This is a genomic window from Sulfitobacter sp. F26169L, assembly GCF_026410285.1.
Taxonomy (GTDB): Bacteria; Pseudomonadota; Alphaproteobacteria; order Rhodobacterales; family Rhodobacteraceae; genus Sulfitobacter.
This window is the reverse complement of the sequence record NZ_JAPMLP010000004.1, coordinates 205,351-218,227: the sequence shown is the minus strand read 5'-3', so window position 1 is coordinate 218,227 and position 12,877 is coordinate 205,351. Positions and strand designations below refer to the sequence as shown.

The 12,877-nt window shown below is 56.7% G+C and carries 16 protein-coding genes; 12 read left to right on the top strand and 4 right to left on the bottom strand.

Annotated features, from left to right (window positions below; all coding sequences use genetic code 11):
- The first annotated feature begins 10 nt into the window (after window positions 1-10).
- The 8 genes from rpsP (at window position 11) to OS189_RS10235 (ending at window position 5,700) form a co-directional block, all read left to right on the top strand.
- Window positions 11-412, top strand: a complete 402-nt coding sequence (gene rpsP, locus OS189_RS10270; RefSeq protein ID WP_267167222.1) for a 30S ribosomal protein S16 — start codon at window positions 11-13, stop codon at window positions 410-412.
- Between the two features lie 19 nt (window positions 413-431).
- Window positions 432-1,061 (top strand): 5,6-dimethylbenzimidazole synthase, encoded by a 630-nt coding sequence (gene bluB / locus OS189_RS10265; protein ID WP_267167221.1) that lies wholly within the window; start codon window positions 432-434, stop codon window positions 1,059-1,061.
- 145 nt (window positions 1,062-1,206) lie between these two features.
- Window positions 1,207-1,743, top strand: coding sequence for a ribosome maturation factor RimM (rimM, locus tag OS189_RS10260; RefSeq protein WP_267167220.1), 537 nt, complete (start codon window positions 1,207-1,209; stop codon window positions 1,741-1,743).
- Window positions 1,744-1,745: 2 nt separating this feature from the next.
- Window positions 1,746-2,537, top strand: coding sequence for a hypothetical protein (locus OS189_RS10255; RefSeq protein WP_267167219.1), 792 nt, complete (start codon window positions 1,746-1,748; stop codon window positions 2,535-2,537).
- A complete protein-coding gene (locus OS189_RS10250; protein WP_267167218.1) occupies window positions 2,527-3,315 on the top strand; it encodes a hypothetical protein in 789 nt (262 codons plus the stop codon). Before OS189_RS10255 ends, OS189_RS10250 begins: the two co-directional genes overlap by 11 nt.
- A complete protein-coding gene (gene trmD / locus OS189_RS10245; RefSeq protein ID WP_267167217.1) occupies window positions 3,312-4,109 on the top strand; it encodes a tRNA (guanosine(37)-N1)-methyltransferase TrmD in 798 nt (265 codons plus the stop codon). Before OS189_RS10250 ends, trmD begins: the two co-directional genes overlap by 4 nt.
- A complete protein-coding gene (locus OS189_RS10240) occupies window positions 4,102-4,848 on the top strand; it encodes a polysaccharide deacetylase family protein (RefSeq protein WP_267167216.1) in 747 nt (248 codons plus the stop codon). The genes trmD and OS189_RS10240 overlap by 8 nt, the downstream gene beginning before the upstream one ends.
- A 3-nt stretch (window positions 4,849-4,851) precedes the next feature.
- Window positions 4,852-5,700, top strand: a complete 849-nt coding sequence (locus OS189_RS10235) for a GNAT family N-acetyltransferase (protein WP_267167215.1) — start codon at window positions 4,852-4,854, stop codon at window positions 5,698-5,700.
- A gap of 53 nt (window positions 5,701-5,753) precedes the next feature.
- Here the strand turns inward: OS189_RS10235 and OS189_RS10230 are convergent, their stop codons facing one another.
- Both OS189_RS10230 and ppk2 read right to left on the bottom strand, forming a co-directional pair.
- A complete protein-coding gene (locus tag OS189_RS10230) occupies window positions 5,754-5,996 on the bottom strand; it encodes an HP1242/YdcH family protein (protein WP_267167214.1) in 243 nt (80 codons plus the stop codon).
- A complete protein-coding gene (gene ppk2, locus OS189_RS10225) occupies window positions 5,996-6,883 on the bottom strand; it encodes a polyphosphate kinase 2 (protein ID WP_267167213.1) in 888 nt (295 codons plus the stop codon). The genes OS189_RS10230 and ppk2 overlap by 1 nt, the downstream gene beginning before the upstream one ends.
- Before the next feature lie 298 nt (window positions 6,884-7,181).
- On the opposite strand from ppk2, the gene rplS reads away from it, so the two are divergent.
- The 4 genes from rplS to OS189_RS10205 all read left to right on the top strand — a co-directional run bounded on the left by rplS (window position 7,182) and on the right by OS189_RS10205 (window position 10,826).
- On the top strand, window positions 7,182-7,556 hold the full coding sequence (gene rplS, locus OS189_RS10220; RefSeq protein WP_267167212.1) for a 50S ribosomal protein L19: 375 nt from the start codon (window positions 7,182-7,184) through the stop codon (window positions 7,554-7,556).
- Window positions 7,557-7,561: 5 nt separating this feature from the next.
- A complete protein-coding gene (gene rpmE / locus OS189_RS10215) occupies window positions 7,562-7,783 on the top strand; it encodes a 50S ribosomal protein L31 (protein WP_267167211.1) in 222 nt (73 codons plus the stop codon).
- A gap of 216 nt (window positions 7,784-7,999) precedes the next feature.
- Complete coding sequence (locus tag OS189_RS10210) at window positions 8,000-8,809, top strand: division plane positioning ATPase MipZ (protein ID WP_267167585.1); 810 nt, start codon at window positions 8,000-8,002, stop codon at window positions 8,807-8,809.
- A gap of 340 nt (window positions 8,810-9,149) precedes the next feature.
- Window positions 9,150-10,826: an ABC transporter substrate-binding protein gene (locus tag OS189_RS10205; protein WP_267167210.1), complete on the top strand. Its 1,677-nt coding sequence runs from the start codon at window positions 9,150-9,152 to the stop codon at window positions 10,824-10,826.
- 102 nt (window positions 10,827-10,928) lie between these two features.
- Here the strand turns inward: OS189_RS10205 and OS189_RS10200 are convergent, their stop codons facing one another.
- Both OS189_RS10200 and OS189_RS10195 read right to left on the bottom strand, forming a co-directional pair.
- A complete protein-coding gene (locus tag OS189_RS10200; protein ID WP_267167209.1) occupies window positions 10,929-12,245 on the bottom strand; it encodes a TRAP transporter large permease in 1,317 nt (438 codons plus the stop codon).
- Window positions 12,246-12,248: 3 nt separating this feature from the next.
- Window positions 12,249-12,830, bottom strand: a complete 582-nt coding sequence (locus OS189_RS10195; protein WP_267167208.1) for a TRAP transporter small permease — start codon at window positions 12,828-12,830, stop codon at window positions 12,249-12,251.
- Between the last annotated feature and the right edge of the window lie 47 nt (window positions 12,831-12,877).

Here is a 12,877-nt window from a genome sequence, read left to right as displayed (position 1 = left end):
AACCAATCTCATGGCTATGAAAATTCGCCTCGCCCGCGGTGGCTCCAAAAAGCGTCCGTTTTACCGTATCGTTGCAGCAGACAGCCGCATGCCACGCGATGGCCGCTACATCGAACGTCTGGGCACCTATGCGCCCCTGCTGCCAAAAGACAGCGAAGACCGCGTCAAGCTGAACATGGAGCGGATCGAGTACTGGCTGGGTGAAGGCGCACAGCCGACAGACCGTATCCAGCGCATGCTGGAAGCCGCAGGCGCACGCCCCAAGACCGAGCGCAGCAACCCCAAGAAGGGTACACCGGGCAAGAAAGCGCAAGAGCGCGCGCAGGAGAAAGCCGACAAGGCAGCCGCCGCAGCAGAAGCCGCAGCAGCACCTGCACCCGAAGCAGCAGCCGACGAAGCGGCCGCTGAATAAGACCGGAGGCCGGTCCGGCATGTATGCGTTTTCGGATGATTTCCGTGCCGGACTGACCGACCTGATGCGCTGGCGCCGCGATGTGCGCCAGTTCCGCTCAGATCCAGTGGAGGAGGCACTTGTACAAGAGTGCCTTGCCACGTTTTCCCTCGCCCCTTCTGTTGGCCTTTCAGAGCCATGGCGTATCATCCGCGTCCGCGCGGCCCCCGCCCGTGCCGCGATGCTGGCCAATTTCCAGGACGCCAACGCCCGCGCGCTTGCCGGATATGATGGCGAACAGGCAGAACGATACGCCTCGCTCAAGCTTTCGGGGATGAGCGAAGCACCTGAACAATTCGCGGTATTCTGCGACGAGGAAACCGGAAAGGGAGCGGGCCTTGGCACGGCATCAATGCCGGAGATGCGCCGCTATTCGGTTGTGGGAGCGATCACTTTGATGTGGCTTCATGCGCGCACGCGTGGACTCGGCATCGGATGGGTATCTGTACTGGATCCCGCGCTAGTGTGCCGTGATCTTGATGTGCCAAAGGGCTGGTCCCTTGTGGCATATCTTTGCCTTGGCTGGCCGCGCGATGTATCCCTGACACCAGAGCTTGAAACAAAAGGCTGGGAAGCGCGCGCCGCATCCCTGCATATCGAGGACCGTTGATGCTGAGACTGCTAAAATTTTTCATTGTCCTCGGCATCGGCGCCTTTTTGGGTGTTCGGTTTAACAGCGCCTTGATGAAGGCAGAATGCGCCGCGGGCGAGGGCCAGTGGACAGGTACAATTTGTGTAAATTCGGAGTTACTGCAATGAGCGACAGCCATATCTGCGTCGGTGTTATCTCGGGTTCTTATGGCGTGAAGGGCGAATTGCGGGTCAAAAGCTTTTGCGCGGTCCCCGAGGACATCCAGAACTATTCACCGCTAAGCGACGAGACAGGCAAGCGCGCGTTTGCGCTGGCCATTTTGCGCCCCATCAAAGGCGGCTATGCGGCACGTCTGCCGGAAGTTGCAAACAAGGAAGATGCTGACGCCCTGCGCGGTACCAAACTGTTTGCGAAGCGCACGCAGCTGCCCTCCCTGCCCGATGACGAGTTTTATCACGCCGACCTGATCGGCCTGGACGTTTTCGATACCGGGGGTGCGCTGCTGGGGCGTGTAAAAACCGTGCAGAATCACGGCGCGGACGACCTCCTCGAACTGCAACTGAGCGGATCATCCACCACGACGTTTCTGCCCTTTACCAAGGCCGCCGTTCCGACCGTCGATCTGGCGTCGGGCCGGATTGTGGCCGACCCGCCCGAAGGTATCCTGCCCGTGACAAAGCCCGACACCAGCGAGGGCTAAGGATGCGGCGGATAATCGTTCACGCCGGATTTCACAGAACAGGCACCACCAGCCTGCAACAGACACTACGCGCCAATCGTGCAGCGTTGCGCCCCGATATTCGCCTGGTTCTGCGCCCCGGCATGACCGCCCTGTGCGAGTCCGCGCGCGGCTACAGCCGCTCGCGTGAGGATTACGATCTGGGACTGGTCAAATATGAGGCCGCCCTGCTGGCCGAATCGCTACAGCAAGAAGACGCATCAACGATCATAATCTCCTCCGAAGACCTGAGCGGCCATATGCCCGGCCGCCACGGTTTGCACGGCTACGGGGCAGCACCCGATTTGATGCATGCGCTGTCTGTCGCGTTTCAGTCGGTCCTGCCCGAAGATAAACTCGAATTCTATTTTACTACCCGCACACCCGATGCATGGTTGCGCAGCTGTTATGCCCAGCACTTACGCGCATCGCGCATGATCTGGGACGAAGCGGATTATATGAAACGGCTGAAATCCTCTGCGGATCATAAAAACATCATTGATCTGATCACGCGCGAACTGCCTGACCATCAAATACGCACGGCGGCACTGGAAGACCACGCAAACCGCCGTTTGGGCATTGTCGAGGCGTTGCTGGATTATCTGGCGCTGTCTGATGATCGCCGTCTGATGCTGAAGGGCGCAAACGCCAAAAACACGGCCCCGAACGAGGCGGTAAAACAACAGCTTCTCGCCCTGAACCGCTCCGCACTTGCACCCGATGATCTGCGCGCGGCCAAACACGCTTTGCTGTCAGGAGGACAGGATGCCGCGTAAAATTGTTATTCATGCAGGGTTCCACAAGACCGGAACATCTACGGTGCAGGCCGTATTGCGTGCCAACCGCAAGGCATTGATGCCCGCCCTTGCCATCCGCCTGAAAGGGCAGATGAAGGAACTGGTCAGCGCCACACGGGGCTATTCCACTTACGGCACAGATGATGCACTGGACAAAGTCAGCCGCCGCTTTGACGCACTGCTTGCCGATCTTCCCGGAATGCCGCGCCGCACCCTGCTGCTGAGTGGTGAAGAACTGTCAGGCCATATGCCCGGACGTGGTGCGCTGGCCGATTATAGCGCCGCACCTGTGCTGATGTATCTGTATTGGCAACGCGCGCAGGCGGCTTTTCCTAATGCGCCCGTTTCGTTCTGCTTTGCCACCCGCGCGCCTGATCAATGGCTGCGATCCGCATGGGCAGAGCATGTAAAATCATCGGGCATGACGCTTGATTTTGCGGATTTCTGCGCAAAATACCCGCACGCAGCAGGTCTGCCCGATATCATTCAGGATATCACCCGCCGCGTCCCTGCGCCTGTCCACAGCTACGCACTTGAAGATTGCGCAGGCCTGCCGCTTGGCCCCGCAGATCCGGTGCTGGACCTGTGTGAAATTCCCGATGGTATTCGCGCAAGCCTTTTGCCACAGCCGCCGCAGAATACACGCCTTGGTGATGAGATGCTGGCGGCCTTGTTAGATATCAACCGAAGCCATAAAGACACCGGTGCCCGTAACGCCGCAAAGGCCACATTGCTGGGCAAAGGACTGGATACATGACGCCGCCCAACCGATCACATGGCAAACAACGCGTAACGCCAACAGCTAAGCCGCGCGAACTGATGCGCGATGCACCCGATTATGCTCACGTCTGGCAGGCCCGCATCATTACCTTGTTCCCCGAACTGTTTCCCGGCGTACTGGGGGCGAGCCTTACGGGCCGCGCACTGCAGGAAGGACGATGGCAGCTACAGGCCCACGACCTGCGCGAATACGGCCTGACCAAACACCGCAATGTCGATGATACTCCGGCAGGCGGTGGGGCCGGTATGGTGCTGCGCGCAGATGTTGTCGGCCCTGCCATCGAAGCGGTCCAGACACACGCAAAAGGGCGCTGGCCGATCCTCTATATGTCGCCGCGCGGCAAACGGTTTGATCAGGCGATGGCACGCGATCTGGCAAAATGCGACGGGGTTACCATCCTGTGCGGCCGTTTCGAGGGCGTCGATGAGCGTGTCATCGAACATTACGACGTTACCGAAGTGTCGCTGGGTGATTTTGTAATGACTGGCGGTGAACTGGCCGCGCAGGCGATGATCGATGCCACCGTTCGCCTGTTGCCCGGTGTGCTGGGAAATGCTGAAAGTACAGTCGAGGAAAGCCATTCTGCCGGCCTTCTGGAACATCCCCAATACACAAAACCCGCCGAGTGGCAGGGCCGCGAAATCCCTCCTGTGCTGATGTCCGGTAATCACGGTGAAATTGAAAAATGGCGCCGCGAGATGTCGCACAAGCTGACGCGCGAACGCAGGCCCGATCTGTGGGCGCAACACGAAAGCGCAAAAGATGACTGATTGGAAGCCGCTGGAAGACGAATTGGAACAATGGCGCAACGCAGGGATAATGCCGCGCCTGTGGTGGCGTGATGATGATGCGCAGACCGTCACCCCCGCGCTTGAGCGGCTGCTGGCGCTTTCGCAAAACCACGCCGTGCCTGCGCATCTGTCGGTGATCCCTGACGGGCTTGGCCCCGATCTGGCACCGCGTTTGCGCGACACAGATTACGCTTTTGTGCTGCAACACGGGCTGCGTCACATAAACCACGAACCAAAGGGCAAGCCCGCGTCAGAGGTGGGTGATACCCGCGATCTTGCATTGCAAAAAGATGATCTGCAACGCGGCTGGGAGATGTTGAAAACCGCAAACATGCCGCACCTGCTACCCGCATTTGTACCCCCTTGGAACCGGATCGGTGATGCAACCCGCCTGCGCCTTCCCGAATGGGGGTATTCCTTTTTGTCCGCTTACGAGGGCCGCGGCGATGCAGCACCAGTGGCAGGACTGACCCATACCGATGCGCATCTTGATCCAATCCGCTGGAAACATAACCGCGTGTTTCGGGGCGGCGACAAAATGCTGGCAATGCTGCTGGCGCATCTGCAAGAGCGCCGCCAAAGCGATCCGACCGGGCCAATCGGCTATGTCACCCACCACCTGCAAACGGGCGATGACATCTGGGATTTCACCGATGAGCTGTTTCGCCGCACACAAGGCATGTGGACGACTGTGCCGCAGATGCAAAGGGAGCGTTAAGCCATGGTCGATATCAAATTCGCTACACCCGAACAACGCGAAGAGGTTGAGGCGTTTATGCACGGCGCGTTCCCGCGCGCCAAATGGGGCGCCGATGGCTGGACCCGCCTGCTTGCCAATCGCTGGGGCGGACCGCAGGGCGAATTTGCCGTCACTGCCTGGGATGGCGCAAAACTGGTGGGCGTGATGGGCATGAACGACAGCCTACGTCACACCCCGCGCGGCCCGCAACGCTACCGCAACCTTACATCTTGGTATGTATTGAAAACCCACCGTGGTATAGGACTTGGTGAAAAGTTGATGCATCTTGCCATGGCTGATCCGCAGATCACTGCCACAAACCTCACAAGCGCCAAGGGCGCGCTGAAGCTGGTGGACCGGATCGGTTTCAAAGTACTGGACGCACAGCGCCTTGTCTGGCGCGATTCCGGCACTGCGCCTTTGTCCCACACTCTTTCCCCCTTGGCCGATGCGACGCTGAACAGCGTTGACGCCCAAGTACTCAAGGACCACGCCGATCTGAACCTGAAACAGGTTGTGATTGAAACACCGGACGGTCCGGTCACGCTGGTGTTGTCAATCAAACAAAAGGTCGATGAATACATCACCCACGAAGTTGTTTACGTGGGGCAGCCCGATCTGTTGGCACGCTACGGCAGCGCTATCGCTGACACTCTGCTGCCACCCCAAGGTGCTGTATTCAGCGTAGATAGCCGCCTTGCCAACGGGGCCAGTGCGGATGCTGTCGAAGCAATTGAAGTGCCCCGTTTTTACAAAGGCACCATGATGCTGCCCGCAGAGATTGATCACATGTATTCAGAAATCGTTTTGATGGACATGAAGCTTTACTAACGTCAGCGGACAAACCGGGGCATTGATGCAATCGCATAATCCCCCGGTTTCGCTTATGCGTTTTCGCGCAAATAGGCGTATATCTCGTCCTTCAAAACCATCCGCTCACGGCGCATTTTGATCATGTTATCATCACTGGTCGGCTCAACATCGGTTTCGGCGCGGTGAATTGCGCGGTTTACGGTGTGGTAACGATCGGCAAGGTTATCAAAGTGCGCGTCAGACTGGCGCAGTGCGGTGATCTGTTCGGCCTGCTGTGGAAATTCTTCGAGCAGTTCATGCGGGGTGTGTGACATCACGTTTTTCCTTTTTCGGATTCAGGGTGTAGCGAAGGCGACAGGATATGACGGCTGTTTTCAAAAAGCGTGTTCGCCTGATGGAAAATCTTGGAGTCAGGTGCCTGCACCACTTCGGGGTCTTTACCCGGATAATCCCGTTGGGACAGGAAGTGGCGCATACAAGTCAGACGCGCGCGCTTTTTGTCGTTGGAGCGTATCACCGTCCACGGTGCATCGGCGGTATCTGTGTAAAAGAACATTGCCTCTTTTGCTTCGGTGTAGTCATCCCATTTGCCCAGACTGGCGCGGTCGATCGGTGACAGTTTCCATCGTTTGAGCGGGTCTGTCTCACGTGCAATAAACCGCTGTTTTTGCTCTTCTTGCGTGACAGAGAACCAGTATTTGAACAGATGTATCCCGCTTCGCGTCAGCATCCGCTCGAATTCGGGCGTCTGGCGCATGAATTCAAGGTATTCTGCGGGCGCGCAAAAGTTCATGACGCGCTCGACGCCTGCGCGGTTGTACCACGAGCGGTCGTACAGAACCATTTCACCTGACGTTGGCAAATGCTTGATGTATCTTTGAAAATACCACTGGCCGCGCTCTTCATCGGTTGGTTTGCTCAGGGCCACAACGCGCGCGGTGCGGGGATTGAGGTGTTCGGTAAAGCGCTTGATCGTGCCGCCCTTACCTGCCGCATCACGTCCCTCAAACAGCAAAACAAACTTTTGCCCAGTTTCCTGAACCCAGTGCTGAACCTTCAACAATTCCACCTGAAGCGCGGACTTTTCTTTCTCGTACGCGCTGCGCGAGAGTTTGTTTTTATAAGGATAATCGCCTTTCTCGAACCCGATGATTGGCGTTTCATTTCCGCTACGGGATGTGTTTTCTGGCGTATCGCTCATCCGCCGCCCCTTCCTGTCCTGATTGCACAATCACTATGGATATTGCTGGCAAAAGCGCATTGACCCAGATCAACAACTCAGCCCTTGATCCGCAGGGTCATCACGCCTATACGCGCATCATTCCCCAGTGGCCCAGTGCGACTCAGGGGTGTAGCGCTATGCGCAAACCAAGCAAAGACGATGCTACCTCCGGTGGGCTGCACCCTGATCCGATCAGGCCAGACCCGACAGACAGACCGAAGCTCTGGGATCATATCAAAAACTTCGTGGCATACCACGAGCATCATAGGAGCATCAGATGAACCTGATCGCACAAATCGAGGCGGAACATATCGCCGAACTCGGCAAGGAAATCCCAGATTTCCGCGCTGGTGACACAATCCGGGTCGGTTTCCGGGTTACAGAAGGCACACGCACCCGTGTGCAGAACTACGAAGGCGTCTGCATCAGCCGCAAGCACGGCAAAGGTATTGCCGGTGCATTCACAGTTCGCAAAATTTCCTTCGGCGAAGGTGTAGAGCGTGTATTCCCGCTGCACTCCACCAACATCGACAGCATCACCGTGGTTCGCCGTGGTCGCGTGCGTCGCGCCAAACTGTACTATCTGCGCTCGCGTCGTGGCAAATCCGCACGTATCGTCGAAAACGCAAACTACAAACCGCTTAAGGGGTAATTCCGATGAAAACCGATACACATCCCGATTATCACACCATCAACGTCAAAATGACCGACGGTACGATCCTGCAAATGAAATCAACATGGGGCAAGGAAGGCGACCAGCTGTCGCTTGACATCGATCCAACCGTTCACCCTGCGTGGACAGGCGCCTCTGGCCGTCTGATGGACACCGGCGGCCGCGTGTCCAAGTTCAAGAACAAATACGCAGGTCTGGGCTTCTAAACCCGTTTCGCATTTATCTGCAAAAGGCGTGCCCGATGGGTGCGCCTTTTTTCGTTTACCTCGCCCGACAACTGGTGCGCCTAAACATATGTGGCCTGCAGGCCTACGTGATGGCGCAATAGGGCGTTCAACGCTTTCCAAAGGCTGGATCCCTACATATAGTGCCCCAAACAATATCCTGCACAGGCAGCAGGCATGGCAAAAAGGGCATCGGGCATGGCGCATATTATCGTCGTCGGAAACGAAAAAGGTGGCGCGGGGAAATCGACAGTTTCCATGCATGTGGCCACCGCCTTGGCACGGATGGGCCACAAGGTCAGTGCGCTTGATCTGGACCTGCGTCAGCGGACTTTCGGCCGCTACTCCGACAACCGGCAATCGTTTCTTAAGGAATCCGGCCTCGACCTTCCCAGCCCCCGCTGCCACGAACTGCCCGAAGTAAACGCCGCCGATCTCCAGCCCGGTGAAAACGTTTATGACCATCGTCTGTCCGCCGCCGTTGCCGAGCTTGAACCAAACAACGACTTCATCCTGATCGACTGCCCCGGATCACACACCCGTCTTAGTCAGGTCGCACACAGTCTGGCCGACACACTGATCACGCCACTGAACGACAGTTTTATCGACTTTGATCTGCTGGCGCACATTGATGCATCCGGCGACAAGATCACTGGCCCGTCAGTATACTCCGAAATGGTCTGGAGCGCGCGCCAGCTTCGTGCGCAGGCGGGTTTGCCGCCGATTGACTGGGTAGTCGTACGTAACCGAATGGGCGCACAGCGCATGGTCAACAAGGATAAAATGGAACGCGCCATCAAAAACCTCAGCAAACGCATCGGTTTTCGTATTGCGCCGGGCTTCAACGAGCGGGTGATTTTTCGCGAGCTTTTCCCGCGTGGTCTCACATTACTTGACCTCAAGGATATCGGCGTCAAGCAGCTGAATATCTCCAACATTGCTGCACGGCAGGAATTGCGCGATCTAATCAAGGCACTCAAGCTGCCGGGTGTTGATCCGGACTTCTAAATCGTTTGAGTCAGAACGGTCGCGCCAGCTTCAGGCCGGAGTAAACAGATTTATTCGTAAGACGTCGCAGAGCAGCAAATATCCGGCGCTTCGTGCTGCTGCATGCAAATCCACCCCCCTGACAACTGTTTAACATTGCCGCGCTTCTCACGCACAGTTTTCAACGTTGGGGTTGACGGATAGGCCATATCCCACAATCATTGCCGAACTTAGCTCCCGCGGACACACGCAAGGGCCGTAAAAAGCAGGGACAACCTGTCATCACCAGACCCGAAAATCGGGCATTATGTGGCTGCACACCCGATCTTGTGCTGCCGCTTGTACAACAGAGAGGAAGAACATGACATTCACCACACGCACCGGCACGCCACTGCCCCAGAGCATTCTGGACAGCGCAGAGCATGCAAAAGCCGATCCGGTAAATCGTCGCGAGTTTCTGGCGCTCGCCAGTACCTTCGGCGCGTCGGCGGCGACGGCCTATGCCATGATCGGCATGGCCGCACCCGCACAGGCGGCATCGCACGCAAACAAGGAAATGGGCGGTACGGTACGTATCCAGATGGAAGTGCGCGCGCTCAAAGATCCGCGCACATACGACTGGTCACAAATCGCGAACTTTTCGCGCGGATGGCTTGAATACCTCGCCATTTATGAAAACGACGGTACATTCACACCCGGCCTGCTGGAAAGCTGGGAAATCAATGATGATGCAACCGAATATACCCTGAACGTCCGTAAGGGCGTGAAATGGAACAACGGTGATGATTTCACCGCCGAAGATGTGGCACGCAACATCACGGGCTGGTGCGATAAATCTGTTGAAGGTAACTCCATGGCGGGGCGTTTCTCGACATTGATCGACGCAGACTCAGGAAAAGCAGTTGATGGCGCGATCGAAGTGGTCGACAGCCACACCGTAAAACTGAACCTGCCTGCCCCCGACATCACCCTGATTGCCGGCATGGCCGATTATCCTGCCGCTATTGTGCACAGCTCTTTCAGCGTTGACACCATGACCGATAACCCCATCGGCACGGGCCCCTATCTGCCTGAATCCCTTGAGGTTGGTGTAAAAAGCGTCTTGGTCAAAAACGCTGATCATACGTGGTGGGGGACAGACGTGTTCGGCGGTCCCTACATCGACCGGCTGGAGTACATCGACTATGGCACCGACCCATCAGCCTGGATCGCCGCTGCCGAAGCTGACGAAGTTGACGCATTCTATGACATGGAAGGCGATTTCATTGATATCCTGTCCAGTCTTGATGGCTGGGTAGAGCATTCGATTGCCACTGCAGCGACGATCGTTATCCGCCCGAACCAACTGGCCGAAGTGGATGGCAAGCGCCCTTACGAGGATGTTCGCGTGCGTAAAGCCATTTCAATGGCGGTCGACAACAACGTTTTGTTGGAGCTTGGCTATTCAGGTCGCGGCCTGACTGCCGAAAACCACCATGTGGGGCCTATGCATCCTGAATATGCAGAACTGCCCGTGCGCAAGGCGGACCCCGCCGCAGCAAAGGCGCTGATGGAAGAAGCAGGTATGCTTGATTTCGAACACGAGCTGTTTTCAATCGACGACGCCTACCGGAAAGACACAACAGATGCCGTTGCCGCACAGTTGCGTGACGCGGGTATCAAGGTAAAGCGGACCGTTCTTCCCGGATCGACCTTCTGGAACGACTGGACAAAGTACCCGTTCTCTTCAACCAACTGGAACCCGCGTCCTTTGGGGGTACAGATCTGGGCCCTTGCATACCGTTCGGGAGAGGCGTGGAACGAATTCGGCTGGGCAAACGAAGAATTCGATGCCCTGCTGACCGAAGCGTTGGCTACACCGGATGTTGAAAAGCGCCGCGCGATTATGGCGAAGGGTGAAAAGCTCATCCAGGACGAAGGCGTAACGATCCAGCCTTACTGGCGGTCACTCTACAACCACACAAAGGAAGGTCTCGAAGGTGCAGCGCACCATATCTCGTTCGAGTTCCATCCCGCGCGGATGGCGTGGACTTCCTGAGGCCGGCTTACACCATATGACGAAAAAAGGGCTGCGCATTGTGCGGCCCTTTTCATTCTCTATGGCTGCTAAAAACGCTGACTGCCCGAACAGCCCTTCGGATCACCCCAGAAGGAACAGGGTGATCGACGGGAAGGCCACCAAGATGGCAACACGAATTATATCAGAACCGACGAAATAGAGGATGGTCTTGTAGGTGTCCGTCATCGGTGTGTCACGATCCATGGAATTGATGATAAACAGGTTCATCCCCACAGGCGGCGTGATCAGCCCGACCTCCACAACAATCAGAACAAGAATCCCGAACCAGATCGCCACATGCTCGGCGCTCATCCCGAAATCCATTGCAGAGATCACGGGAAAGAAAATCGGCACTGTCAGCAGGATCATTGAAAGACTGTCCATCAGACAACCGAAGATCAGATAGAACACCAGAATGATGCACAGGACCAGCCACGGGCTGAGGCCCTGGGTCACAACCCAATCCGCCATAAATTGCGGAACGCCCGACAGCGCCAGAAATCCGTTATAAAATCCGGCCCCCAGCACGATGAAAAAGATCATCGCCGTTGTGCGCGCCGTGCCAATCAGGCTTTGCCCAAGAACACCCCACCCCAGTGAGCCAGACACAAGAGCGACAAGGCCGGTTCCGGCAGCCCCTACGGCGGCTGCTTCGGTTGGGGTGAACCACCCCAGATATATGCCGCCAACCACCAGAAAGAAGATCGCTATGACAGGCCATGTTTTGCCAAGCGCCGCAAATCGCTCTCCCATCGGAACGGGCGGGCGTGTGCCTGCTGCCGCCGGGTGCAGCCGCACGTAGATCGAGATCGTCAGCACATAGCCCAGTGCCGCCAGAATTCCAGGAATGAACGCTGCAAGAAACAGTTTGGCGATGTTCTGTTCTGTCAGGATTGCATAGATCACAAGGATCACCGACGGCGGGATCAGGATGCCTAAAGTACCACCTGCTGCTAGTGTCGCCGTTGAAAATCCGCCCGAATACCCATAGCGTTTCAGCTCAGGCAGAGCGACCTTTGACATCGTCGCAGCAGTCGCAAGGGAGGACCCGCAAATCGCCCCAAACCCTGCACAGGCACCAACAGCAGCCATCGCGACACCGCCCCGCCGATGGCCCAGAAAGCTTTCCGCGGCACGGAACAGCGCCTGTGACATTCCTGATAGCGTGGCAAACTGCCCCATCAACAAGAACAGCGGAATGATCGTGAGGGAGTAGCTGGAGAAAGTTGTATATGTCTCCGACTTCAACTTGGCCAGCAGCGGCGCTGGGTTGCCACCCATCGCTATGTACCAGCCGCCAAATCCGCACAGCAGCATGGCAAGGCCGATCGGCGCGCGTAAAAACACCATCAGCAGCAAAACGGGAAAGGACCAGAAACCCAGTTCGAGATTGCTCATGGTCTAGTGTTCCCCATGCTCGGACGGCAGCAGATCGTACCCGCCCGACGCCTCGACGATGCGCGCAAAAGCGCAGTAAACAGACACGATGCACGCAACCACACCCGCAGCAAAGCTGAACGCATAAGACCACCACACCGGAAATTGCAGGAAGATTGTTGTTTCACCGTTACCGTAATAGCGCTCCAGTCCGCCATAAAGCCGCCAGACGATCAACAGGATCACAGCTGTCAGAACAATTTCCCAAAAGGCAACGATCCACCGGTTAATCGCTTTGGGCAGCACCGAGGTGAATACATCAACTGAAGCGTGCGCGCCGTAAAACTGGCAGACCGGAAGAAAAGAAAAGATCGCAAACGCAACGCCAGCTTCCAGCAGTTCGTAATTGCCGTTAATTTCGCCCACGCCCAGATCGAGCAGAAACTGTGAAAATCCGGTAAGCTGCGTTTCGAAGAACTCCCGATGCAGGAATTTATTTATAGAGCGCCCGAGAATGGAGAGCGTTGTCATTACAACCAAAGCAATAAGCACAGCGCCCCCGATCAACGCAGTGACACGGGAAAGAGTTTTGATCAATTGGTGCATGCATGGCCTTTGGGAAAAGAGTCACTGCGCCCCCTTGCGGCGCGCAG